The organism is Marinobacter similis, from assembly GCF_000830985.1.
Lineage (GTDB): Bacteria > Pseudomonadota > Gammaproteobacteria > Pseudomonadales > Oleiphilaceae > Marinobacter > Marinobacter similis.
Genome location: NZ_CP007151.1, coordinates 2,160,155 through 2,184,338 on the forward strand (window position 1 = coordinate 2,160,155; position 24,184 = coordinate 2,184,338).

At 57.3% G+C, this 24,184-nt stretch carries 18 protein-coding genes and 3 pseudogenes; 12 read left to right on the forward strand and 9 right to left on the reverse strand.

Annotated elements, in window-relative coordinates; all coding sequences use genetic code 11:
* Positions 1-100: 100 nt before the first annotated feature.
* Positions 101-1,267, reverse strand: a complete 1,167-nt coding sequence (locus AU14_RS10035; protein WP_041340626.1) for an isovaleryl-CoA dehydrogenase — start codon at positions 1,265-1,267, stop codon at positions 101-103.
* Between the two features lie 89 nt (positions 1,268-1,356).
* A complete protein-coding gene (locus tag AU14_RS10040) occupies positions 1,357-1,809 on the reverse strand; it encodes a MerR family transcriptional regulator (protein WP_041340628.1) in 453 nt (150 codons plus the stop codon).
* A 111-nt stretch (positions 1,810-1,920) separates the two neighbouring features.
* Here AU14_RS10040 and AU14_RS10045 point away from each other — a divergent pair.
* The 3 genes and pseudogenes from AU14_RS10045 to AU14_RS10055 all read left to right on the forward strand — a co-directional run bounded on the left by AU14_RS10045 (position 1,921) and on the right by AU14_RS10055 (position 5,067).
* A pseudogene (locus AU14_RS10045) lies at positions 1,921-2,680 on the forward strand (SDR family NAD(P)-dependent oxidoreductase).
* 8 nt (positions 2,681-2,688) lie between these two features.
* The gene (locus tag AU14_RS10050; RefSeq protein ID WP_041340630.1) at positions 2,689-3,855 is read left to right on the forward strand and encodes an acyl-CoA dehydrogenase family protein; all 1,167 of its coding nucleotides are present in this window, start codon (positions 2,689-2,691) and stop codon (positions 3,853-3,855) included.
* A gap of 30 nt (positions 3,856-3,885) precedes the next feature.
* The gene (locus AU14_RS10055; protein WP_041340632.1) at positions 3,886-5,067 is read left to right on the forward strand and encodes a thiolase family protein; all 1,182 of its coding nucleotides are present in this window, start codon (positions 3,886-3,888) and stop codon (positions 5,065-5,067) included.
* 100 nt (positions 5,068-5,167) lie between these two features.
* Here the strand turns inward: AU14_RS10055 and AU14_RS10060 are convergent, their stop codons facing one another.
* Both AU14_RS10060 and AU14_RS10065 read right to left on the reverse strand, forming a co-directional pair.
* The gene (locus AU14_RS10060; RefSeq protein WP_236744607.1) at positions 5,168-5,863 is read right to left on the reverse strand and encodes a sulfite exporter TauE/SafE family protein; all 696 of its coding nucleotides are present in this window, start codon (positions 5,861-5,863) and stop codon (positions 5,168-5,170) included.
* 248 nt (positions 5,864-6,111) lie between these two features.
* Positions 6,112-8,034 (reverse strand): sigma 54-interacting transcriptional regulator, encoded by a 1,923-nt coding sequence (locus AU14_RS10065; protein ID WP_052472015.1) that lies wholly within the window; start codon positions 8,032-8,034, stop codon positions 6,112-6,114.
* 464 nt (positions 8,035-8,498) lie between these two features.
* Between AU14_RS10065 and AU14_RS10070 the strand changes: the two are divergent.
* The 4 genes and pseudogenes from AU14_RS10070 to cynS all read left to right on the forward strand — a co-directional run bounded on the left by AU14_RS10070 (position 8,499) and on the right by cynS (position 12,000).
* A pseudogene (locus AU14_RS10070) lies at positions 8,499-9,649 on the forward strand (CmpA/NrtA family ABC transporter substrate-binding protein).
* Between the two features lie 93 nt (positions 9,650-9,742).
* The gene (gene ntrB / locus AU14_RS10075; RefSeq protein WP_041340633.1) at positions 9,743-10,570 is read left to right on the forward strand and encodes a nitrate ABC transporter permease; all 828 of its coding nucleotides are present in this window, start codon (positions 9,743-9,745) and stop codon (positions 10,568-10,570) included.
* A gap of 56 nt (positions 10,571-10,626) precedes the next feature.
* Entirely contained in the window at positions 10,627-11,529 is a 903-nt protein-coding gene (locus AU14_RS10080; RefSeq protein ID WP_041340635.1) for an ABC transporter ATP-binding protein, read from the forward strand.
* 27 nt (positions 11,530-11,556) lie between these two features.
* Complete coding sequence (gene cynS / locus AU14_RS10085; protein WP_041340636.1) at positions 11,557-12,000, forward strand: cyanase; 444 nt, start codon at positions 11,557-11,559, stop codon at positions 11,998-12,000.
* Positions 12,001-12,042: 42 nt separating this feature from the next.
* On the opposite strand, the gene AU14_RS10090 is transcribed toward cynS, so the two are convergent.
* Together AU14_RS10090 and ilvG are read right to left on the reverse strand one after the other, a co-directional pair.
* Positions 12,043-12,321, reverse strand: coding sequence for an ACT domain-containing protein (locus AU14_RS10090; protein WP_041340638.1), 279 nt, complete (start codon positions 12,319-12,321; stop codon positions 12,043-12,045).
* Positions 12,318-14,021, reverse strand: a complete 1,704-nt coding sequence (gene ilvG / locus AU14_RS10095) for an acetolactate synthase 2 catalytic subunit (RefSeq protein WP_041340639.1) — start codon at positions 14,019-14,021, stop codon at positions 12,318-12,320. The genes AU14_RS10090 and ilvG overlap by 4 nt, the downstream gene beginning before the upstream one ends.
* 454 nt (positions 14,022-14,475) lie before the next feature.
* Here ilvG and AU14_RS10100 point away from each other — a divergent pair, with 454 nt between their 5' ends.
* Together AU14_RS10100 and AU14_RS10105 are read left to right on the forward strand one after the other, a co-directional pair.
* Positions 14,476-15,150 carry a pseudouridine synthase gene (locus AU14_RS10100; RefSeq protein WP_236743959.1) on the forward strand — a complete coding sequence of 225 codons (675 nt, stop codon included), beginning with the start codon at positions 14,476-14,478 and terminating at the stop codon, positions 15,148-15,150.
* Positions 15,151-15,364: 214 nt separating this feature from the next.
* Complete coding sequence (locus tag AU14_RS10105) at positions 15,365-17,164, forward strand: sensor domain-containing diguanylate cyclase (RefSeq protein WP_407942851.1); 1,800 nt, start codon at positions 15,365-15,367, stop codon at positions 17,162-17,164.
* Here the strand turns inward: AU14_RS10105 and AU14_RS10110 are convergent.
* The gene (locus AU14_RS10110) at positions 17,085-18,629 is read right to left on the reverse strand and encodes an amidase (protein ID WP_236743960.1); all 1,545 of its coding nucleotides are present in this window, start codon (positions 18,627-18,629) and stop codon (positions 17,085-17,087) included. The genes AU14_RS10105 and AU14_RS10110 overlap by 80 nt on opposite strands.
* Before the next feature lie 349 nt (positions 18,630-18,978).
* Here AU14_RS10110 and AU14_RS10115 point away from each other — a divergent pair, with 349 nt between their 5' ends.
* Positions 18,979-19,419 (forward strand): methyltransferase family protein, encoded by a 441-nt coding sequence (locus AU14_RS10115; protein WP_236743961.1) that lies wholly within the window; start codon positions 18,979-18,981, stop codon positions 19,417-19,419.
* Here the strand turns inward: AU14_RS10115 and djlA are convergent.
* Positions 19,416-20,224: pseudogene (gene djlA / locus AU14_RS10120) on the reverse strand (co-chaperone DjlA). The gene AU14_RS10115 and the pseudogene djlA sit on opposite strands and share 4 nt — an antisense overlap.
* A 182-nt stretch (positions 20,225-20,406) precedes the next feature.
* On the opposite strand from djlA, the gene alkB reads away from it, so the two are divergent.
* Positions 20,407-21,057 (forward strand): DNA oxidative demethylase AlkB, encoded by a 651-nt coding sequence (gene alkB, locus AU14_RS10125; protein ID WP_041340642.1) that lies wholly within the window; start codon positions 20,407-20,409, stop codon positions 21,055-21,057.
* Here alkB and AU14_RS10130 read toward each other — a convergent pair whose 3' ends face one another.
* The gene (locus tag AU14_RS10130) at positions 21,058-22,338 is read right to left on the reverse strand and encodes an MgtC/SapB family protein (RefSeq protein ID WP_041340644.1); all 1,281 of its coding nucleotides are present in this window, start codon (positions 22,336-22,338) and stop codon (positions 21,058-21,060) included.
* A gap of 320 nt (positions 22,339-22,658) precedes the next feature.
* On the opposite strand from AU14_RS10130, the gene AU14_RS10135 reads away from it, so the two are divergent.
* A complete protein-coding gene (locus AU14_RS10135; protein WP_041340645.1) occupies positions 22,659-24,146 on the forward strand; it encodes a SulP family inorganic anion transporter in 1,488 nt (495 codons plus the stop codon).
* Positions 24,147-24,184 lie beyond the last annotated feature (38 nt).

Genomic DNA, 24,184 nt, shown 5'->3' on the forward strand with positions numbered 1-24,184 from the left:
CCATGTGCGCTTGTTTTCGGCCATCCCTGGCCTACAACATTCCCGGTCCATCCTTCCGCCAACTCCTTGTCGAACATTGGGTGCTGACGTCCTGGTGCTGTTACTTGTTCAGGAACAGCTCTCGACCGATCAGCATCCGGCGGATTTCTGAGGTGCCCGCGCCGATTTCATACAGCTTGGCGTCACGCAGCAGGCGGCCTGTCGGGTATTCGTTGATGTAACCGTTACCACCGAGCAGCTGGATGGCGTCCAGGGCCAGTTTGGTGGCCATTTCTGCCGAGTAGAGGATGGCGCCGGCAGCGTCTTTGCGGGTGGTCTCGCCGCGGTCGGCAGACATAGCCACCATGTAGACGTAGGACTTGGCGGTGTTCATCCAGGTGTACATGTCAGCCACCTTGCCCTGAACCAGCTCGAACTCGCCGATGGCCTGGCCGAACTGTTTGCGCTCGCGGATGTAGGGCACGGTTACGTCCAGGGCTGCCTGCATGATGCCCAATGGGCCGCCAGACAGTACCAGGCGCTCGTAGTCGAGGCCGCTCATCAGAACCTTGGCGCCGTTGCCTTCGCCGCCCAGGATGTTTTCCCGGGGTACTTTGCAGTCCTGGAACACCAGCTCGCAGGTGTTGGAGCCGCGCATGCCGAGCTTGTCGAGTTTCTGGTGGCGGCTGAAGCCCGGTGCGTCGTGCTCAACAATAAAGGCGGTAACACCGCGTGAGCCGGCGGAGGTGTCGGTCTTGGCGTAGATCACGAAGGTGTGGGCGTCAGGGCCGTTGGTGATCCACATCTTGTTGCCGTTCAGCACGAAGTGGTCGCCTTCGTCCCGGGCAGCGAGTTTCATAGAGATCACGTCGGAGCCGGCGTTAGGCTCGGACATGGCCAGGGCACCTACGTGCTCGCCGCTAACCAGCTTGGGCAGGTATTTCTTCTTTTGTTCTTCGGTGCCGTTGCGGTGAATCTGGTTCACACACAGGTTGGAGTGGGCACCGTAGGACAGGCCAACAGAGGCAGAAGCGCGGCTGATTTCTTCCATGGCGATAACGTGCGCCAGGTAACCCATGTCAGAACCACCGTATTCCTCAGAAACGGTAATGCCCAGCAGGCCCATGTCGCCCATTTTGCGCCAGAGATCCATGGGGAACTCGTTCTTGCGGTCGATTTCTTCGGCGCGGGGCGCAATTTCGGAGGCCGCGAAGCCGTTGATCTGCTCGCGCAGCATGTCCAGGGTCTCACCAAGGCCGAAGTTGAGCTCTGAGTATTGTGATTTCATGTTAGTTACCTTTCCTATGATCTCTGCTGGCAAATTATTCAGACCGGACAGCTGGGAAGCAGGGCACCTGGTTGGCGGTGTCTTGCCCTTTATCGCTGTTCGGCAGTCGTTTTTTCTTCATCATCGTTGGCCGGCATCTTCTGTTCTTTCTTTCTCTTTTCCAGATCTGCCAATGCTTCGCGGCACCGTGCTTCAGCGGTATCCATTTCCATTTCGGCCATCGCGATGTCGTTTTTCTGTTGTTCGAGTTGGGCGCGCTTACGGCTCAAGGTATCCAGCATTAGCAGCAATTGCTTTTCGTTGCCGCTGAGGGTCTCGTCCCACAAGTCGAACAGTTCTTTGGTTTCTGACAGGGAGAAGCCCATGCGCTTGCCCCTGAGAATAAGTTTCAGCCGTACGCGATCCTTGGAACTGAAGATGCGTGTCTGCCCCCGACGCGTGGGCTTGAGCAGCTCCTGATCTTCATAAAACCGGATGCTACGAGTGGTCACATCGAACTCTTTGGCGAGCTCACTGATGCTGTATGTTTCTTTTTTGACCATAGCTATTTCCTTTTTAGAGCTAGGTTAGATAAAGTTTACGTAAACGTAAAGTATTTGCGGTCGAGATTTAAACAAAAAGATCCATCAGGATTCGCGAGAAAGGAGCAAACAATGGAATTCAAAAATGTTGCGGCGATTGTAACAGGTGGGGCCTCTGGCTTGGTGAGGGCGCAGCCCGGGCACTGGCTGCGGCTGGTTGTAAGGTCGCCATTCTGGATGTTAACAAGGAGCAGGGTGAGAAAGTGGCTGCAGACATAGGCGGTCTTTTTCTGCATTGCGATGTTACCTCTTCGGACAGCGCTGAAGCGGCGATCACGGCAGCGCGTGAGGCCCATGGTCCCTGTGGCGTGGCGGTGAGTTGTGCAGGTATCGCTCCGGCTTCCAAGATTCTGGGCCGCGAAGGGGTGATGCCGCTGGAGAGCTTCAGCAAGGTTATCCAGGTCAACCTGATTGGTACCTTTAACATCATGAGACTGGCGGCTGCCGACATGGCAACCCGTGAGCCCAACGCCGACGGTGAGCGCGGTGTGATTATCAACACGGCCTCCGTGGCTGCTTATGAAGGCAGATTGGCCAGGCTGCCTACAGTGCATCGAAGGGTGGCGTGGTGTCTCTGACCCTGCAGTCAGCCCGCGAGCTGGCCCGCGAGGGCATCCGGGTGAATACCATTGCTCCGGGTCTGTTCATGACTCCGATGCTGGCCGGTATGCCGGAGGAAGTTCAAGAGAGCCTGGCGGCGACCCTGCCGTTCCCGAAGCGTCTGGGCAAGCCGGAAGAGTTCGGCATGATGGTGGACCAAATGGTCCGCAACCCGATTTTGAACGGCGAAGTGATTCGTCTTGACTGTGCCCTGCGCATGGCGCCGAAGTAATAGCTTAATTGGCGGGAGAAAGTAATGACCAGCCTGTTGATCAAGAAGAACTGGCCCTGTTTCGGGATTCGGTTATCAAGGCCCTCGAAACCGAGGTGAAGCCGCACTACGAAGCCTGGGAAAAGTCAGGCCTGGTACCGCGTGAGCTTTGGAACACCCTGGGTAACGCCGGCATGCTCTGTGTGGATGTGCCGGAGGAGTGGGGCGGCTGTAGCGCGCCTTTCCAGTACTCAGTGGTGGTCGGCGAAGAGCTTGCCCGCATGGGTTTCGGTGCCCTGTCGACCAACGTGATGGTGCATTCGGACATTGTGGCCCCCTACCTGAGTCACATGGGCAGTGAGGAGCAGCGTCAGTACTGGTTGCCGAAGATGGTTTCCGGTGAGGCGGTGGGTGCCATTGCGATGACCGAGCCGGGTGCCGGCAGTGACCTGCAGGCCATTCGTACCAGCGCTGTGAAAGACGGCGATGACTACATTCTCAATGGGTCCAAGACGTTCATCACCAACGGCCAGCACGCCGACATGGTGATTGTGGCGGCCAAAACAGACCCTTCCGCCGGTGCACGCGGGATCAGTTTGTTCCTGGTGGATACCTCGCTGCCGGGATACAGCAAGGGCCGGAACCTGGACAAGATTGGCCAGCACTCCGGGGATACCTCCGAGCTGTTTTTCTCCGACATGCGAATTCCCGCCTCCGCGCGGCTGGGTGCAGAAGGTCAGGGCTTCATGTACCTGATGAACGAGCTGCCACGGGAGCGCCTGGTTATCGGCGCCCTGGGCGTTGCTGCGGCCCGGGGTGCGCTGGATCTGACCATTGCTTACGCCCAGGAGCGTGAGCTGTTCGGTCAGAAACTGGCCCAGCTGCAGAATACTCGTTTCGAGATTGCCCGCATGGAGACCGACTACCGGGTCAATCGAGCCTTTGTGAACGAGTGCATTGATTCGTACGAGCGTGGCGAGCTGGATGCGGCAACCGCCTCCATGGCCAAGTACAGCGCCACCGAGATGCAGTGCCGGGTAGCCGATGGCTGTCTGCAGCTGTTTGGCGGCTATGGCTACACCACCGAATACCCGATTTCCCGGGCGTTCATGGATGCGCGTGTTCAGCGGATCTATGGCGGTACCTCGGAAGTCATGAAAGAAATCATTGCCCGCTCTGTCTTGGGCAGAGGCTGAAAAGCCAACCGGTTTTAGTGAGGAAAGGTTATGAGTGACAACAGCGTTGTAATTGCAGGTTCCGCCCGGACCCCCATGGGCGGTTTGATGGGCTCACTGAGCTCGGTACGTTCACCGCAACTGGGTGCTGAATCCATCAAGGCAGCCATCGAGCGGGCCGGACTCCAGCCTGCCGATGTTCAGGAAGTGATCATGGGTTGTGTGCTGCCCGGCGGCCTCGGCCAGGCGCCAGCGCGCCAGGCCTCGCGAGCTGCGGGTATCCCGGACAGCTCTGGCTGCACCACCATCAACAAGATGTGTGGCTCTGGTATGCAGTCGGTCATTATGGCCCACGACCAGATCAAGGCCGGCACCAATAACATCATGATCGCCGGCGGCATGGAGAACATGAGCCAGGCCCCGTACCTGCTGCCCAAGGCTCGCTCGGGCATGCGCATGGGTCACGGCCAGGTCATGGACAGCATGTTTCTGGACGGCCTGGAGGACGCCTACGAAGGCGGTCTGATGGGCGTATTCGCCCAACGCACCGCCGACAAGTGCGACATCAGCCGCCAGGCCATGGATGAATTCGCCATCGGCTCCCTGCAGAAGTCCCTGGCCGCCATTGAAAATGGCTGGTTCAAGGACGAGATCGTGCCGGTGAACGTACCGGGCCGGGGCGGTGACACTGTGGTGGATGCCGACGAGCAGCCGGGTAACGCCAAGCCGGAAAAGATTCCCAAACTGAAACCGGCCTTTGCCAAAGGCGGCTCGGTCACCGCCGCCAACTCCAGCTCCATCAGTGACGGCGCATCGGCGCTGGTACTGGCTTCAGCCGCTGAAGCCGATGCCCGCGGCCTGGTCCCGCAGGCCCGCATCATCGCTCACGCGACCCATGCCCGCCTGCCGTCCGAGTTCACCCTGGCGCCCATCGGTGCTATTGAGAAGGTTCTGGCGAAAGCCGGTTGGAGTAAAGACGACGTCGATCTGTTCGAGATCAACGAAGCTTTTGCGGTAGTCACCCTGGCTGCCATCAACGAACTGGGTCTGGCTCCGGAGAAGGTGAACGTGCACGGCGGCGCCTGTGCGCTCGGCCATCCCATCGGTTCTTCAGGCTCAAGAATCCTGATCACCCTGATCAATGCCCTGAAGCAGCGCGGCCTGAAGCGTGGTGTTGCCTCGCTCTGCATTGGTGGTGGTGAGGGTACTGCCGTGGCGATTGAGCTGATCTGACCCAGCCCAATCTGAATACCGTTTGAGGTCCGTCGCGCAGATCGCGTTGGCGGACCTCATTTCTTCCATTTTCCTTTTCTTATCTCTTTCCTTGTTCAACTTACAACGCGTTAAACAGCATCCGTCCGGCAATGATCAGCAAAAAAGCGCCGAAGCCGCGTTTCAGCGTGGCAGCCGGAATTCGATGACTGAGGGCGACACCCAACGGCGCGGTAATGACAGTAAACACCGCAATGCAGGCTGCTGCAGGCAGGTAGACATAGCCAAATGACCAGTCGGTGATATTGGCCCCCCAGCCTGAGATGGCGTAACCAATGGTGCCGACCAGCGCCAACGGAAATCCGAGGGTGCTGGAGGTGGCTACCGCACGTTGCATGGGCACATTGAAGAACACCATCAAAGGCACCATCACATTGCCACCGCCAATGCCGGCCAGGCCGGACAGCGTGCCGCTGAAGAGTCCTAGACCGGCCGTGCCAGTCTTACCGGACATGGTTCTCGCGGGATCGGGAACCCAGCGACTCAGCATGATGAGTGAAACCACCAGCAGGAAGCAGGCGATGCCGATTTCCAGAACCAGGGTGGGGAGCCGCGCGGCGATAAAACCCGATAGAAAACTGCCGAGCACGACCGTGACAGACCAGCGCTTGAAGATGTCCCAGTCCACGGCTTGCCGTTTGATTTGCGATCGGGCGGCCGAAATGGAGGTGAAGATAATGGTGCAGAGCGAGGTTGCGACGGCTGTTATGACAATGGACTCGGCGGGGAAATCCTGAAAACCGAGGATGATGATCAGGCAGGCACGATAACGACCCCGCCGCCAATACCAAGCATGCCGGCAAGAATGCCAGCAATAACGCCGAGTGCCGAACAGGCGATAATAATGTCCATAAACGAGTCCTCTCTCACGTTTTCGGGCACCCATTGTTCCAACTTGAGACTATCACTGCCGCCAAAAAAAACTCGACCCTGCAGAAATCAGACGACAACGAGCGCACGATATATTGTGCGATGTTAATCGATAAGTGGAATGGCCAGAACCATTTATGTTGAAGGCTGCCCGTCGCCGCCGCGAAAGGCTCGGGCATCAATCTTGAGCTTTTTCAGGCGTGAGGTGAGGGTGGTGGGTTTCAGTCCCAGCAGGCTGGCCGCGCCGTCGTCGCCGAACACCCGTCCTTCGGTTATTTCCAGTGCCTGCATCAGATTGTCCCGCTCAAGCTTGCGCAACTGCTCGTCGGTTAGGAGATCGGACGAATAGTGGCGTACGGGGGTGGTCGTGGTTTCGGTCTCGAAGGTGGTGTCGCCATCGTGGCTGAGTAAGTCGAAGTCGAGTTGTTGATCGGCCGTTATCACCTGGCGCTCAATAAGGTTTTCCAGCTCTCGGACGTTGCCTGGCCAGGAATAAGAGGTCAGTGCTTCCACATCCCGGTTGCGAAGCTGCAGTGGCGGACGATTGAACTTTCGGCATGTGCGGTTCAGAAATTCTTGGGCGAGCAGAGGAATATCCTCAGCGCGCTGTCGCAGTGGCACAGACTCGATCGGGAACACGTTCAGCCGGAAGTAAAGATCTTCCCGGAATTCCTTGTTGCGCACTTCTGTTTTCAGGTCCCGATTGGTGGCGGCAATGACTCGGACATTGACTTCTCGGGTGCGGTTCTCGCCTACCCGTTCAAACTGTTGGTCCTGGAGTACGCGTAGCAGTTTGCCCTGCAATTCCAGTGGTATCTCACCGACTTCGTCCAGAAACAGGGTGCCGCCATCCGCCAGTTCAAAACGACCAGTGCGGTCGCTCATGGCACCGGTAAAGGCTCCTTTTGTATGTCCGAAAAACTCGCTTTCGAACAGATCCTTTGGGATGGCAGCGCAATTGACCCGAATCATTGGTCGGTCTCTGCGGTCGCTGGCTTGATGAATGGCGCGGGCAATGAGCTCTTTGCCGGTGCCGGATTCACCGGTGATCAGAACGTTGGCGTCCGTGGGGGCGACGAGCCCGATCCGGCGGGCTATGCCCTTGATCGCTTCGCTCTGGCCCACCAGTTCGTGAAAATGGTATTCCGCTCTGAGCTCCTCCTGTAAATAGGCGTTCTCCATTTCCAGTCGATGCTTGAGGTTTTCCACCTCTTCGAGCGCCTTTTGCAGCTCGCCCTCGGCTTCCCGGCGGGCGGAAATATCCTTGAACACTACCACGGCTCCAATCGGGTGACCGTTGTCTATGATGGGCGTGCTGGTGTATTCCACCGGGAAACCGGTGCCATCTTTGCGCCAGAACCAGTCCTCGCCTATCCGTTTGGAGGAGGCATCGCGGAAGGCCTGGTAAATGGGGCACTCCTTGAGGGGAAACAAGCTGCCATCTTCGTGGGAGTGGTGAACGACTCTGTGGATGACCCGACCCATAAGCTCATCAATTCGCCAACCAAGCATGCGTTCTGCGGCGGGGTTGGCAAAGGTGGTTCGGCCTTCGGCGTTGACACCGTAAATGCCTTCGCCAACCGCATGCAGGATCAGCTGGTTTTCCCGTTCCATATCCTTGAACAGTTCTTCCACCCGACGCCATTCCAGCAACCCTCCCCGGTGGTAGTGATTGGCGTCATGGCGCTCTCTGAGTGTGCGTAATTGACCTCGGTCTCTGATCAGGAACAGCACGTTCTGTGATTCGGCTTCACCAACCCGGGAGGAGGAAATCTCCAGCTCCAGAGAATGACCATCCCGGTGTTTGATGACGAAGTCCCGACTCCAGCCATGGCTTCGAAACAGTGTTTCCTCCGTGAAGGCGATGAGGTTAGGGCGTTGATCACTGAATAGATGGGTACAGGGTGTTCCGATAACGGATTGCCGGTCCGTGCCAATAAGTCTGCCCATTGCGCTGTTGGTGGCCATGATCAAATCGCGTCCGGCATCGACCAGTAATGCGGCCTCTGGAAGGTGATTGATCCATTCGTAGCAAGTGTTGATTGCCGGTTCATTCATGGGACTGTCTCTGAGTGTTTGATCAAATAACAAACAATCACTGTGCCAACTACGAGAATTCGAAGTTATTGCTACGAAAAATAGTAATTTGCGAAATATCGTAGTTAGCAAGATATGCTTTTTATGACAAAAATAATAATTAAAACAGTTGGTTATTGGGTTTTTGATAGTTGGCACGAACCCTGCGATACCTCTCTCAGAACGACTAAGCGGCTCAGATCTGTTTTCGGATTTGCGCCAGGTACGCACTTTAAAGGTGCATGAATATCTGAGAGTAGGGAGAGTGCCCCATGACGATCAAAAGCCTCGGAAACCCGTTTGATGGCGATCAGTCTTTGATTCACGCGAAAACTTGCGGCTGCCCGCAATGTCAGCCGGGGCAGGAAGTGCCTTCGGTGTCCCTGAACATGGAGCAGAACCCAAACGCTGTGACCGCAGACTCGCCAGCGGATTCAGAGGCCATGATGGACCGGGCCATTGAGAGTGCGGTAGTGCGCTCGGTTTTTGGTCACAACGACCACAGCCGGCGAAGCTTCATGAAGATGATGGGGGCCGGCACTGCGGCTGCCCTGCTGGCAAGTGTCTTCCCGATGGACAAGGCCAAGGCAGCAGTGAAGGAGTCGCTCGGCAAGCTCGAAAAGACCAAGCTGAACGTCGGTTTTGTCCCAATTACCTGTGCCACGCCAATCATTATGGCGCACCCACTGGGGTTTTATGAGCGTTACGGCCTGGACGTTACCGTGACCAAAACCGCGGGCTGGGCCGTCGCAAGGGACAAGTCTCTGGCGGGTGAATACGATGCCTCGCACATGCTGACCCCCATGCCCCTGGCCATGACGATGGGCGCAGGCTCAACGCCGGAGCCTTTATCATGCCGGCGGTTGAAAACGTTAATGGCCAGGCCATCGTTCTGCACGTGGATCACAAAGACAAGCGCGATCCTAAGCAGTGGAAAGGCTTTAAGTTCGGGGTGCCGTTCGAGTATTCCATGCACAACTTCCTGTTGCGCTATTACCTGGCCGAAAACGGCATTGATCCGGATAAAGATGTGCAAATCCGGGTGGTTCCGCCACCTGAAATGGTCGCTAACCTGCGCGCCGGCAACCTCGACGGATATCTGTCGCCCGACCCGTTCAACCAGCGTGCGGTTTGGGAGAAGGTGGGCTTCATCCACATGCTGACCAAAGATATTTGGGAAGGTCACCCATGTTGCGCCTTCGCTTGTAGTCAAAAGTTTGCGAATGCCAACCCGAACACCTACGGAGCTTTGTTGCGGGCCATCATCGATGCCACCCAGTACTCCAATAACCATGATAATCGCAAAGAGATTGCCGAGGCGATCGCTCCCAAGAACTATCTGAACCAGCCAGTCCCGGTTATCCAGCAGGTGCTGACTGGCTATTACGCCGATGGTCTTGGCGAAATCCAAAACGTGCCCGATCGCATCGACTTCGACCCATTCCCGTGGCACTCCATGGGTGTCTGGATCCTGACCCAGATGAAGCGTTGGGGCTACATTGAGGCGACGTCGATTATCAGGCATTGCCGAGCAGGTTTACCTGGCGGGCGAAACCGGCAAGTTAATGGAAGAAATGGGCTACTCCGCTCCGGATAAGACATACAAAACCCACACCATCATGGGCAAAACCTTTGATCCAGCCAGTCCGGAAGAATATGCCCGCAGCTTTGCAATTGGGAGGGTGTAACCATGGCTTCCCTGAATGTTCGGGCAGCCTTGCTGTCGGTTTCGTTCCTGATTCTGGCCCTGGGGCTTTGGGAGATGGCTACCCAGCCTCCGGAGGCCCAGACCGGATTGACCGAGTACGAGATGCTGATGGGTGGAGTCGAGCAGGAATCGAGGGTGCCGCCTCCCTCGGCGGTGATCAAGCTGGCTTGGGCCGAGCTGTCTGACCCCTTCTATGACGCAGGAGCCAACGACAAAGGCATCGGTATCCAGTTGGCCTACTCAGTGTATCGGGTGCTGATGGGGTATCTCGCAGCCATGGCCATTGCTTTGCCTGTCGGTTTCCTGATTGGTATGTCGCCCCTGATGTATAAGGCTCTGAACCCGTACATCCAGTTGCTCAGGCCAATCTCGCCCCTCGCCTGGATGCCGCTGGCGCTGTTTATCATCCAGGATTCCGACGCCTCAGCGATCTTTGTGATCTTTATCTGCTCGATATGGCCCATGTTGCTGAATACCGCGTTTGGGGTAGCGAATGTGCGGCAAGACTGGGTCAATGTGGCTCGCACTCATGAACTGAGTGCCATTAAAACAGCCGTCACCGTAATCCTGCCAGCTGCGGCTCCCACCATCCTGACCGGTATGCGCATTTCCATCGGGATTGCCTGGCTGGTGATCGTGGCCGCGGAAATGCTCGTGGGTGGCACCGGCATCGGTTACTACGTGTGGAACGAATGGAACAACCTGGACCTGGCCAGTGTGATCTTCTCCATCTTGATGATCGGGGTGGTGGGCATGCTGCTGGACCTGGCCCTGGGCAAAGCCCAGAAAATGGTGGAATTCAAAGAATGAGTGGTCCGGTGCCGGCTGACCGGCACCGGCCTCAACCCTCCGAATGGAGACCTGTTATGAGTAAGTCATTCCTGGAAGTAGACGGCCTGTCCAAAGTTTATCCGGACGGTCAGGGCGGTGAATTAACCGTCTTCGAGGATATTCGTTTCGCTCTGGAGAAAGGTGAGTTTGTGTGCATCATCGGCCACTCCGGTTGCGGCAAGTCCACGATCCTGAACGTGCTGGCCGGGCTGGACGAAGCCAGCTCCGGCAACCTGGTGATGAATGGCAAGGAAGTGAAAGGCCCGAGCCTGGAGCGAGGCGTGGTGTTCCAGAACTACAGCTTGTTGCCGTGGAAGACCACGCTTAACAACATCGTGTTCGCCGTTAAGGCGCGCTGGCCGAGCTGGTCGAAGGAAAAAGTCAAAGAGCACAGTGAGCGGTATCTCAAAATGGTCGGCCTGGATCATGCTCTTGATCGCAAGCCGTCGCAGCTGTCTGGTGGTATGCGACAACGGGTAAGTATCGCCCGCGCCTTTGCTACCCAGCCGGAGCTGTTACTGCTCGATGAGCCTTTTGGTGCGCTGGATGCGCTTACCCGCGGGGTTATTCAGGACGAACTGGTGAAAATCTGGGAAGAGACCAGGCAGACCGTGTTCATGATTACTCACGACGTGGACGAAGCCATCTTGCTCTCTGACCGCATCTTCCTGATGTCTAACGGCCCTAATGCCCGCATTGCGGAGAGCGTGAAGGTGGATATTCCGCACCCGCGGGCCCGGTCCACCATTTTCCAGAACCCTGCTTACCACAAGACCCGGGATTACCTGGTGGATTTCCTGGTAAACCGGAGTGGTTCTGCGCTGCCTGAAAAAGACGGAACTCCAAGAGAAGTAGAGCCGGCGCAAGGTGTGAGTACGTCACAGCCGGCGTCGGAAACATCTGAAGTTGAACCTGCCGCGCGCGCGGTGAATTCCTGAAAGCGACTGTCACACGAGGAAACGATCATGATGAACAAAGAACTGATGACTGCGAAAATCCTGGAAGCCAAAGCCACCAAGGGTGTTTCTTGGGAGGCGCTGGCCGAGGCTATTGGTATGTCGCCGGTGTTTACCACCTCCGCCTGCCTGGGGATGAATAGTCTGACTGAAGACAAGGCGTTTGGGGTTTGTGAAGCTCTGGGCCTGGACAAACCGGTGGCTGAAGCGCTGCAGGTCTGCCCGAAGAAATCCTGGGATGATGCGGTGCCCCAGGACCCCCTGATCTATCGCCTGTACGAGGTAGTGGGTGTCTACGGTGATACGTTGAAGGAGCTGATCCACGAGAAATTCGGTGACGGCATCATGAGCGCTATCGATTTCACCATGCATGTGGACAAAGAAGAAAATCCGAAAGGGGATCGGGTGGTGGTGACCATGAACGGGAAGTTCCTGCCATACAAGTCCTGGTAAAGTTCGATATAAACATTCAAGCCCCGCTTTCGCGGGGCTTTTTTATGCCGTCTTGATGGTCGCAGCAGACTCGGGAGTTTGTAGGTCAACCCGGATCACGGTCTGGAGTTTTTCGAGTTGCGCCTGAAGCATAGTAATTGATCGTGTTCCCTCAAGCGTCAGGGCGATATCCAGCTGGCCTTCGAAGTTCTCGACTGCCATTTGGACAATTCGGAACCCGCGGATACGCACCACCTGGCAAAAACGTTCCATGGCCGCCGCTTCATGGCTCATTTGGCAGTTTAGAGTGTAGTTAGGCGTGTGAGCAGCGTTACTGGTCATGCGACGTTCTCCGTCTTTGTGTTTTTGCTACGGCGGTTTTCATCGATCATTTCGCGGTTACTGGCACCGGGTTTTACGATGGGCCAGACGTTTTCTTCACGGGCAATGGCAACGTGCAGCAGCATGGGGCCATCGTAGGCAAGGATGGTTTCGATACCGCGGCGGATTTGATCGGTGCGTTCGATGTGCAGGGCAGGGATGTCGAACGCGCGGGCCATGGCGACGAAATCCGGGTTGTCGTTAAGGTCGATCTGGCTTTCCCGATTGTTGTAGAACAGCTCCTGCTGCTGACGGACCATGCCCAGGCACTGGTTATCCAGGATGATCATTTTCAGCGGCAGGTTATAGCGGCGAATAGTGGCCAACTCCTGAGCGTTCATCATGAACGAGCCGTCGCCCGCAACGTTAATAACCGTGCTGCGGCGATCGGCAAACTGGGCGCCAATGGCGGCGGGCAAACCAAAGCCCATGGTGCCCAGGCCGCCACTGGAGAGATGGTGGCGCGGGTGGTCGAACTGGTAATGCTGGGCCACCCACATCTGGTGCTGGCCAACGTCGCAGGCGATGACGGTGTCGTCCGGTGCAATACGGGACAATTGCCGAACGAAGGCCGGGCCGGTGATGGGGGCCAGAGGCTCCTCGTTGTCCGCGGCGCTGAAGCCGCCGGTGGTGTTCCAGGTGCGGCACTGGCTCTGCCAGTCGCTGATTGCCAGTGGTGACGATTCAAGCTCGGCGGTCATTGCCTTCAGAATGCCGTTCAAATCACCCCGCAGGGCCAGATCCACCGAACGCAGTTTGTTGATCTCGGTGGCATCGGCGTCGATGTGGATGGTCCGGGCGTTGGGGGCAAAAGTATCCAGTTTGCCAGTCGCCCGGTCATCCAGACGGGCGCCGATAACCAGCAGCAGGTCGCATTCGTCGACGGCGCGATTGGCGGCGCGGGAGCCGTGCATACCCAGCATGCCCAAGTGGTGGGCGCTGTGCTTCCCGCCGTTGCCGATTCCTTTCAGGGTGACAACGCTGGGCAGGGCGGAGGTTTCGGAAAATTCGCGGAAATTCTCTTCAGCGTGGGCCAGGCTAACGCCGCCACCGCTGTAGAGCAGGGGCTTACGCGCAGAGCGCAGCATGGCCATGGCATCAGATATATCGGTGTTGGCGTTGGCAGCATTCGCGGCTTGGGACTCGCATGAGCGCACTGGAGCGGATGCCAGCAATACGTCTTTGGGAATGTCGATCCATACCGGCCCGGGACGTCCGCTTTGGGCGAGATTAATTGCTTCGTCCATGATCTCGGCCAGCTCGTTGGCGCTGTCCACCAGGTAACTGTGTTTCACGATGCCCAGGGTCATGCCCAGAACGTCGGTTTCCTGGAAGGCGTCAGTGCCGATCAGGCTGGAGGGCACTTGCCCGGTGATCACCAGCATCGGGATGGAATCCCGGTGGGCGTTGGCAACACCGGTGATCAGGTTGGTGGCACCCGGCCCCGACGTGGCGATGCATACGCCCAATTTCCCGCTGGCTCGGGCGTAGCCGTCAGCGGCCAGGGCGCATCCCTGTTCGTGGCGACACAGCACGTGTTCGGTCCCGACGTCGTCCACGAGTGCATCGTAGAGCGGCATGATACAGCCACCTGGGTAGCCGAAAACGGTGGAGATGCCGTGGCGATGGAATGCGTCGAGGATGTGCTGTGCGCCGTTCATGATCGATGTTTTCCTTTTTGTGGCGGCAAAAAAAGCCCCCGGGACCTTTCGGTGCCGGGGGCTCTTGGTGTCTTGTCAGGTTGTTGCTATCTCACCCGCTTGTCCACGCAAAAGCCCCCGGACGGTACCACGACCACCAGGACAAGCTTCACTAGGACAATCACTGCGCTGAGATTCATAAGATGAACAATCTGCTCTGAATTCGTTAATTCGTGAGAGTAGAATCTACCCCACGTTTTTTATCGGTTGCAACCGTTTCTTTGCGATTTTTCGAGTAGGCCGGCGCACCTGCTTAGGTGTGAGGGCGAAATGTTCAGACTATAATCGGCTGGTCTGGCATTGTCCTGGAACTCGAAAATCGGGGTTCTGGTCTTTTCATGAGTCTTTTCTTGGTCTTTTCTCGATGGTTTCGTCCTTAAGCAATCCCCTGCACGTTCTCTATCAGGACGAATTTTTGTTATTCGTCCATAAGCCTGCGGGCCTGCTGGTGCACCGAAGCCCGATTGATAAGCACGAAACAGAGTTCGCGCTGCAGTATGCCCGGGCCTTGAACGGTGGTGAGCATGTATACCCGGTTCACCGACTGGATCGGCCAACGTCAGGAGTGCTGGTGTTTGCGAAAGATCCGGAAACCGCCCGTGCGCTTGGCTTGGCCATGATGGCCGGAGAGGTGAATAAAACATATCAGGCCGTTGTTCGCGGCTGGCCGGCGGAGTCCGGTTTCATTGATCATCCGCTTCGAGAAGAGCCGGAGGATCGCCGTCAGAAGGGCACGGAGCAGCCGGTACGGGATGCCCGGAGCCGCTACAGAACCCTCGCGACCACGGAAATTCCGGTGGCGATAGAACGTTACTCGAGTAGCCGCTACGCGCTGGTCGAGCTTTATCCGGAAACGGGGCGTAAGCACCAGCTGCGCCGGCACATGAAGCACATTAACCATCCCATCATAGGCGACGCCAATCACGGTCGTGGTCGCCATAACCGGTACTTTGCCGAACGGTTCGGGCAGGGGCGGCTGATGCTCGCGGCTACGGCTATAGAATTTGCTCATCCGGTCACGGGTGAGACGTTGGTGATAGAAGCAGCGCCGGAACCCAGTTTCCAGCAGGTGCTATCGATCTTTCCGTGAGTTCGCAGTTTGTAGTTTTTTATGTTGATTTGCTTCGAATGGTAGTCATTACCAGCGGGTACCTATTTCCTAAGCCATAATGCGGCCGACAACAAAAAAATCGGAGCGGCTGATTGCGGATGCCATTGTTGCGTGTTCTGACCATTTTCTTCGGCTTGATGGTTGGCTTTTCGTCTCTCTTTGCTGCGGCTGAGGATCGCCAGGCTACCTGGATCTGCAATCCGAGCGCGTTGAACTCTCGCGCTTCGTTGATTTCTGGCCGGAACCAGAGCCGCGCACTGGCATCGAGGACGTAAGGGGGCTGGATCCGCAACGTTGGACGCCGAATCAGAGTGAAAGCCTGAGTCTGGGATATGGGAAATCGGCTTACTGGTTTCGGGTAGCCGTGGAGAATCCAACCGAAGATGCCCTGAAGCCCCTGTTGGAAGTCGCCTACCCGGTCCTAGATAGAATAGAGATCTTCATCAATCCGGAAAGCTCCGGCGCCGAGCCTTTAGTGCTCGGCGACAAGCAGCCATTCCATGCTCGGCCCATCGAGCATCGTAACTTTGTGGTTCCCCTGACCCTGGCGGCCGGCGAGCGAACCTGGATTTACCTGCGGGTCGAAACCACCAGTTCCATGCAGGTGCCACTGATCTTGTGGGAGCAGGACGGCTTTCTTGCCGCAGAGCAGGCACGCAGCATCTTCCAGGGATTCTATTACGGGATCATCCTTGTCATGGTGCTCTACAACCTGTTCGTGTTTATGGCGGTTAAAGAGCAGAGCTTTCTGCATTATGTTGGCTATATCACGGCAATGCCCCTGTTCCTGGCAAGCCTCCATGGCCTGGCCTTTCAGTACCTCTGGCCGCAGGCCACCTGGTGGAATGACCAGGCGATCACCGTGTTCCTGAACCTGGCTCTGGTGTTCGGTGGTACGTTCAGTCTTCGATTCATCAATGTTTCACCCAGCAATCACCCGTTGCTACACCGGTGGACGGTCGGGGTCGTCGTGGCCGCCGCTGTGCTTGCTGTCGCGGGTCTGATGGTGCCGTACAAATATCTGATTCTGCCTACTATTTTGCTGGCTTTCATCACCTGTTCCACCATGTTGGTGTTGAGTATCGTCCGCTGGGTTCAAAGGGATCCGGCGGCCCGCTACTACACCTTTGCCTGGGTGTTTATGCTGTTCGGCGGCATGGTGCTGGCGCTGAGCAAATTCACGGTGTTGCCGCGGAACCTGTTGACGGAAAATGCCACCCAGGTTGGCTCTGCGCTGGGTGTGATTCTGCTTTCCATTGCCCTGGCAGACCGTCTGGAAAGGGAAAAGAAGCGGGTTTTCGAAACCCAGCAGCGACTGATTCGCGAAGAACGCAAAGCGCGAATGGCCCAGGAAAAATCCTTGCAGGTACAACGGGAGGCCAACACCAAGCTTGAAGAACGGGTTCAGCAACGCACCCGGGACCTGGAACACCTGAACGAACAGTTACTGGAGCTCAGTGCCACCGACGCCTTAACCCGGCTAAAGAACCGCGGGCACTTTGATCGGATCTTCCAGTCTGCTGTGGTGCGGGCTTATCGGTACGATGAAATCCTGTCGCTGTTGGTGCTGGACATCGATCATTTCAAGAAATTCAACGATACCTACGGCCACCTGGTCGGTGACGACTGTCTCAAAATGGTCTCTCAGTGCATCCAGAAATTCATTACTCGCCCTCAAGACCTGGCAGCCCGATATGGCGGTGAGGAATTTGTGGTGCTGCTGCCGGAGACACCGATGAGTGGTGCTCTGCAGGTTGCGGAGCGCATTCGGATGGAGATCGAAAAAACCGCTTTCCCGGTTTCTGGCGATGTGGTGCACCTGAGCGTCAGTATTGGCGTGTGCAGCGTGTCTCCGGCCAAAGCCGATTCCACCAAGGAAATTTTCAAGTGGGCGGACGAAGCCCTGTACGAAGCTAAAGGCCAGGGCCGTAACCGGGTGGTTGCCTGGAATGCAGACGGTCAGCCAATGGTTTCACACCTTTCACCGGCCTGACGGCTGGTCCTGGTCTGATAAAGATGGGGCCAGGGCGCCTCTGACTCCAGGGTAAAGGCCAGGTCCAGTAACGTCTGCTCGTCGCCATGACGCCCCATGAACTGAACGCTACAGGAAGATTGTCTCCGGTTACGCTTGCGGGTACCGCGATGGCGGGTGCGCCGGTTGCGTTTGCCAGTGGGGTAAAGCTGACGTATCGGGTGAGTCGTTCAAACAAGGTATCGAAGGGTATTTCGGGACTCAGATAACCCAGCGCCGGGGTTGTGTGACCGAGCACCGGAGTTAAAACCGCATCCAAACCGGCGATGGCTTTGGCGTAATCCTGGCGGGAGCGGCGCAGGCGCCAGAGGGCGCCGGGCAAACGATAGAATTGTCGTTTGAAAGTGCGGGCCAGACCTACGGTCAGTCCGTCCACCCGCTGCTTATCAAAGCCCGAGTGAATGAGTTGTCGCCCATTGACCGTCACACCGAAAGCCAGGAAAGCCCAGTACAGGGCGAAGTCGTCGGGGAAGGAGTCGGCCACCGGAATGGGAATCGGCTCAATTCGGTGGCCGAGCTTTTCCAGCCGCCGGGCTGTTGCCTCTGTGGCTGCCCGGGTTTCGGCGTCGGTGGCGTGACCATTGAGGGAGTCCAGCACCAGTCCAATGGTGAGGCGTCGGCCGGATGGGCCTTCCAAACGGCCAATTCCCGGCAGTGAACGAGGCTTGAAATAGCGTTCAGCCTCGGCCATGAAGTTCACGGTATCCCGCACTGACCGGCTGACGATTCCGTCGCTGATGATATTCACCGGCAGCGTTCGGGCGGCGTCGTTGTCAATCAGACGCCCCCGGCTGGGTTTCAGGCCCACCAGTCCACAGCAAGCCGCCGGAATGCGGATGGAGCCTCCACCATCGTTGGCATGCGCCACCGGTACCACGCCGGCGGCAACCAATGCCGCAGAACCACCGGACGAGGCACCGGTGGAGTAGTCTAGATTCCAGGGATTGCGTGAAGGCGCATCATGGGCTGGTTCGGTGCTGGCGTTAAAGCCGAATTCCGGCAGTGCACTTTTGCCCAGGCAAGTGAAGCCCTGATCCAGAAGTTGCTGGCCAAAGGGGCTGGTTTTGGCGGCGGTTGATTCAGGAACCGCGGCAGAGCCGTGACGGGTGGGCAGGCCCTGGATATCAGTGTTGTCCTTGACCACCGTTGGCACGCCAGAGAAAAAGCCCGAGGCTTCGGAAGACCGCTTTCGGTCGAGCCGGCTTGCCATATCCAAAGCTCGCTCATAGTTCTCCGTTGCCAGGCCACGAATCCGTGGATCCACCGAGCGTGCGCGCGCTATCGCCGCCCGGGTCAGTTCGGTAGCAGAAACCTCACCACGCTTAAGCCGCTCCACCAGGCCGGTGGCATCAGCCGTACCCAGTGCATCGTTGGTGAAGGCGTGGAGCGATTGGGTAGGGGTGGAGGTTGTGGACCGTGCTGCCATGGCAAGATTCCTGTTTGTTGGGCCCGGATCGACTTTACTGCAATCCCGGAGCTCGCAACATGGCATATGAGGAAAGTGTGAGCAGTTTCAATCAGGCCGAACGTCACATTGCTCATAAATCCGCTTTTCACAGGCCTTTTCAGATAATAAGCTTGCAGCACGATAAAGTAGTAAGCGAGTCAGATGGAATCTTTAGAACCTTTAATTCGCCATTTTCTGGGCATCTTTTTTTTGATGATCGGCCTGCAGTTCAGCGGACGGTCGCTGGGGTTGTATCAGCGCATGCAGTTTTCCCACATCAACTATGGGAACTGGTACGGCACCCTGGTGGCATCGGCAGATCTTCAACGTGTTTCGAACCTTGATTGTCAGTGTCTGCGTTGTTCGGATTTTCGCTGACATTGATGCCTGGCTGGGAGTTTTTCCGTCACTGTATCAGTGGCCGGTACTGTTGGTGGGGATGTTGCTGCTGTTGGTGTCGTTTACCACTGTGAATTATCTGCAGGCCTATATGCACGAAGACTGGCGCTCCGGTATCGATCCCCGAAAGGAGGGCCGCAAGCTGCTCACCGGGGGACCGTTTGCCCGATCCCGAAACCCGCTGTTCATAAGCGTAATGACGGGACAGCTGGGCTTCTTTCTGGCGCTCCCGAGTGTCTTCTCGTTGGTTTGTCTGATCGCCGGTGTGCTGGTCATTACCCGGCAGGCCAGGGAAGAGGAAAAGGCCCTGGCCAGTAACTTCGGCAGCCAATACGACGACTATCGAGCGCGGGTGCCTCGCTGGTTCTAGGCGAACCCGCGCCCGGCCAGATTAGCTGGCTTCTTGCGGGCGTCCTTGATCACGTCGTAGGCGTGGCTGATGTCTCGTGTCCGCTCTTCCGCCATTTCCCGCATACTTTCTGGCATGCCCTTGCCGGCAAGTTTGTCCGGGTGGTTCTCGCTCATCAGTTTGCGGTACGCCTTCTTCAGTTCGTCGTCGCTGGCTGAGGGTGAAACTCCCAGAACCTTGTAGCGTCATCGATCTGTTGGCTTGAGGAACGCTGGCCAGCGCCGGCACCGGCTTGCCCGCTGTGAGCGCCTCGCAACATGGCCTCCAGCTGATCCACTTGGCTTTCCGGCAAGCCCAGACCGCGGGCAATTCGCACCAGCATGGCGTGCTCGTCCGGATGGATAACGCCATCGGCGGCAACCGCGGATACCTGAACTTGCAGGAACATCTGCAGGAAGGCCGGCTGGCTACCGCTCATGCGCAGGAAGTGCTGGAGCTCCGCATCCAGATCGAATTCTGGAGCCTTGCCGCGATTGAAGGCGGCCCGGGCCTTGGCACGCTGGCTTTCGTTCAGGCGGAAACGGGCGAACATGGCCTCTGCCATCTGAATTTCATCCCGGGAGACCACGCCGTCGGCCTTGCACAGGGCTCCCATGACGGCGAATACTGACTCGATGAAGCCGGACTGAATGGAGTGGAGCTTACCGATCAACCGGCTTTTGAGTCGGTTGAACACGAAAGCACCGATGGCTGCACCGACCAGAAAGCCAGCAAACTTGCCAAAGGCGTAACCAATTAATCCCCCTAATAAAACGGCCAACAGCATCTAACAATCCTTAATTCGGTATGGAACAGTCCATAGAATATACGGGTTTTCTTGGGCGGATTCATGAACAGGCCTTCATGGAATCCGCAAATCCGATCCGGCGCCCGCAAAGAACATCCTAGAAACATGCTTTGGAAGTAACCCACAATGATGTGTGTACCTGCGAAAGTGAGACGCCAGCAATGACTCAAGATCTGTTTGCCGACCTGCCCGAAGAGCCTCGCACCGAGACGATTACGGACGGCGCATTGGTGCTGAGAGGGTTTGTGTCTGAACGGGCTGAAGAGCTGCTGCGCGGTATCCAGCAGGTCACCAACGTGGCGCCCCTGCGCAAGATGCAGACGCCAGGTGGCCACACCATGTCGGCCGCCATGAGTTGTTGTGGCAAACAGGGCTGGGTAACCGATGCTACCGGGTATCGGTACCAGGCGTCGGATCCTCTTTCAGGCCAGCCCTGGCCTGCCATGCCCGAAGTCTTCGCCCAGGTGGCCAAGGACGCCGCCGAGGCCGCCGGTTTTTCAAACTTCGAGCCCGACGCTTGTCTGATCAACCAGTACGAACCCGGTGCGAAAATGGGGCTGCACCAGGACAAAGACGAGCTGGATTATGAGCAGCCAATTGTGTCGGTCTCGCTTGGATTATCCCAAGTGTTCCAGTTCGGTGGCCTGAAACGCAACGAACGGCCGGTGAATGTGCCTCTGGCCCATGGCGACGTGGTGGTCTGGGGAGGGCCTTCTCGTCTTCGTTACCACGGTGTTTTGCGGCTGAAGGCGGGCGAGCATCCGCTGACGGGCGCCTGCCGCTACAACCTCACATTTCGTCGGGCCCGCTGACTACTGCAACCAGGCAACGGCCAACCCGGCAATCAGCGACAAGACCATGGGGATGCCCACCAGCAGGCCGGTTTGCCGGTTGCCCAGGGCCCAGGCCAGCCCGGATTTCGTCAGGTTATTGCTGGCAGCCGCAATGATAATGCCGATCACGGCGACGTCCATATCCAGCGTCTGTGTCGACATTCGGTTCAGCGACAGGGTGATGGCGTCCACATCGGCGACTCCGGAGCTGGCCGCGAGCATGTAAATTCCGGAGTTGCCCAGCCACTGGGTCAGGTACTCACCCAACAACAGAATCGCCACCAGCAGAAGACCAAACACCAATGCCGATTTCAGATCGAGCGGGTTCTGGTGCAGCGGCGACTGGCTTGATTCCGGTTGCTGTGAATGGCGCCGCCAGATCAGGAAAGCGGGGCCATAGAGCAGGGCGGTCATGGTTACAATCGGCCAGAACAGGCTGGGCAAAAGATCTCGGTTGATGATGAAGCCGTAACCCAGAATCCGGGGAAACATGGTGCCGCAGGCAATCAGAATGCCGGTGGCGAACTCCGGGGTCAGTTGCGGGGTCTGTGCGCTTTGCCGCGCATAGTGCAGAGTCAGCGCGGTGGAAGAGCTTAAACCTGCGAACAGGCCGGTAAAAAGGATGCCCCGCTGGGTGCCGGCGACGCGAATGGCAAAATAGCCCACGAACGAGATTGAGGCGATCAACACCACCATCCACCAGATTTCGCGGGGGTTAAGCACGCCGCCCGGTCCCATTTCCTGGTTGGGAAGCAGCGGCAGCACCACTACAGAAATTAGCAGCAGCCTGAACGCGGCATCAAGCTCGTGGGCCTTGAGTTTGGTGACCCAGTTGTGGATGTCCTCTTTGTTGTCGAGGATGATCGCGGTAATAACTGCCGCAGCGGTCGCCATGATCGGGTCTACGGCGACGGCAATGGCGCCAAAGCAGAAGGTCAGAACCATGCCCACCAGCCCGGTGATGCTGAAATCGCGGACATGCTCCAGGCGCTGGCTGTAGCCGACAATGCCCATGGTGACAACGCTTAACAGCAGAACTGGAAAGGCCCAGGGCGTAATGGCCTCCGACAGCACAGCGGATAAGCCCCCGAGTAAACCGATCAGCGCAAAGGTGCGAATGCCGGCAATGCGTTCGCCGGATTTCTGGTCTCGAGCGCCCCAGCCGCGCTCCAGCCCTACAATGGCGCCCAGCAATAAAGCTACTGCCAGGTTGATAATGGTCTGGTTGGATGAAACAAACTGTGCCGCGACATCTTCCATGAGCGCTAAAGCCTCCTCCAACCCGGGCTGTGAATCGGTCTTGCGGTGATCCCCCGTGAACTCGATTCTTCATCCTTGAGCATAGTTGAGCAAAGGTACAGCGGGTAACCCTTACCTTACTTGTACAGCGCGGATCTGGTAAGATTCGCGCCCTTTATTTGCAACCCCTTTGAACAAAGCTCGCCGGATTACTGTGACAGCCAGTCCACCCTGACATCCGTTCCTGTTCCCTCTGTATTCATCATCGGGAATGTGTTTTCGATTACCCCTGGTGACGGCCCGGTGACTTTGTACCTGATTTATCAATAACGGAACTCGACATGGTTAATACCCTGAAAAACCAATGGTTATCCAACATCCGCGGAGACCTGCTCGCAGGTGTCGTGGTCGCGCTGGCCCTGATCCCGGAGGCCATCGCCTTCTCAATCATCGCTGGGGTTGATCCGAAGGTGGGGCTGTACGCGTCCTTCTGTATCGCGGTCATCATCGCGTTTGTGGGTGGTCGGCCCGGTATGATTTCGGCCGCAACCGCGGCCATGGCGGTGCTTATGGTCACGCTGGTGAAAGAGCATGGTCTCGAGTACCTGCTGGCGGCAACCCTGCTCACCGGTGTGATCCAGGTGGTGGCCGGTTACCTTAAACTGGGTAGCCTGATGCGGTTTGTCTCGCGTTCGGTAGTGACCGGGTTCGTGAACGCCCTGGCCATCCTGATCTTCATGGCCCAGTTACCGGAACTGACCAACGTTACCTGGCACGTATACGCCATGACGGCGGCTGGTCTTGGCATCATCTATTTGTTCCCGCTGCTGCCGGTTGTTGGCAAGATTCTGCCGTCACCGCTGGTGTGTATTGTGGTGCTGACGGCGGTGGCCGTTGTGCTGGGTCTGGATATCCGGACCGTGGGTGACATGGGCGATCTGCCTGACACCCTGCCGATTTTCCTGTGGCCAGATGTGCCGCTGAATCTGGAAACTCTGATGATTATCCTGCCGTACTCACTGCCGCTGGCTGTAGTGGGTCTGTTGGAATCCATGATGACCGCGACCATTGTCGACGATCTCACTGACACCGAGAGCGACCGTAACCGCGAGTGCAAAGGCCAGGGCATTGCCAACATCGGCTCCGGCCTGATTGGCGGCATGGCCGGTTGTGCCATGATCGGCCAATCCATCATCAACGTGAAGTCTGGTGGCCGTACCCGGCTGTCGACCCTCGCCGCCGGTGTTTTCCTGCTGATCATGGTACTGGTGCTCGACAGCGTGCTGGTGCAGATCCCGATGGCCGCACTGGTAGCGGTAATGATCATGGTGTCGATCGGTACCTTCTCATGGGAGTCGATCAAGAATCTCAAGGAGCACCCGCTGTCCACCAACATCGTGATGCTGGTCACCGTTACCGTGGTGGTTGCCACGCACAACCTGGCGTTCGGCGTGCTGGCCGGCGTGCTTTTGGCGGCGCTGTTCTTCGCCAATAAGATTGGTCACTACATGATGGTGGACTCGTCCCTGGATGAGAAAACCGATACCCGCACCTACACCGTGGTTGGCCAGGTGTTCTTCAGTTCCTCAGAAAAACTGATCCAGGCCTTTGATTTCAAGGAAGCAGTCGATAATGTGGTGATTGATCTGAGCCGGGCTCACTTCTGGGACATCACCGCCGTTGGCGCGCTTGATAAGGCCGTGATTAAATTCCGCCGTGAGGGTGCCGATGTCGAAGTGATTGGCATGAACGAAGCCAGTGCCACTATTGTTGACCGTTTTGGCGTGCACGATAAGCCGGATTCGGTTGATCAGCTGATGGGGCACTGATTTGAGCGAGACCACGGAATCCGTTAACGATCGCAGTC

What these genes read in the sequence shown, in the direction of transcription:
- AU14_RS10135 (WP_041340645.1), top strand. Translation starts at nt 22,659, where the DNA reads ATGGTTAATACCCTGAAAAACCAATGGTTATCCAACATCCGCGGAGAC.
- AU14_RS10080 (WP_041340635.1), top strand. Translation starts at nt 10,627, where the DNA reads ATGAGTAAGTCATTCCTGGAAGTAGACGGCCTGTCCAAAGTTTATCCG.
- AU14_RS10035 (WP_041340626.1), bottom strand. Translation starts at nt 1,267, where the DNA reads ATGAAATCACAATACTCAGAGCTCAACTTCGGCCTTGGTGAGACCCTG.
- AU14_RS10090 (WP_041340638.1), bottom strand. Translation starts at nt 12,321, where the DNA reads ATGACCAGTAACGCTGCTCACACGCCTAACTACACTCTAAACTGCCAA.
- ilvG (WP_041340639.1), bottom strand. Translation starts at nt 14,021, where the DNA reads ATGAACGGCGCACAGCACATCCTCGACGCATTCCATCGCCACGGCATC.
- AU14_RS10065 (WP_052472015.1), bottom strand. Translation starts at nt 8,034, where the DNA reads ATGAATGAACCGGCAATCAACACTTGCTACGAATGGATCAATCACCTT.
- AU14_RS10130 (WP_041340644.1), bottom strand. Translation starts at nt 22,338, where the DNA reads ATGGAAGATGTCGCGGCACAGTTTGTTTCATCCAACCAGACCATTATC.
- cynS (WP_041340636.1), top strand. Translation starts at nt 11,557, where the DNA reads ATGATGAACAAAGAACTGATGACTGCGAAAATCCTGGAAGCCAAAGCC.
- AU14_RS10110 (WP_236743960.1), bottom strand. Translation starts at nt 18,629, where the DNA reads ATGGCAGCACGGTCCACAACCTCCACCCCTACCCAATCGCTCCACGCC.
- ntrB (WP_041340633.1), top strand. Translation starts at nt 9,743, where the DNA reads ATGGCTTCCCTGAATGTTCGGGCAGCCTTGCTGTCGGTTTCGTTCCTG.
- AU14_RS10055 (WP_041340632.1), top strand. Translation starts at nt 3,886, where the DNA reads ATGAGTGACAACAGCGTTGTAATTGCAGGTTCCGCCCGGACCCCCATG.
- AU14_RS10040 (WP_041340628.1), bottom strand. Translation starts at nt 1,809, where the DNA reads ATGGTCAAAAAAGAAACATACAGCATCAGTGAGCTCGCCAAAGAGTTC.
- alkB (WP_041340642.1), top strand. Translation starts at nt 20,407, where the DNA reads ATGACTCAAGATCTGTTTGCCGACCTGCCCGAAGAGCCTCGCACCGAG.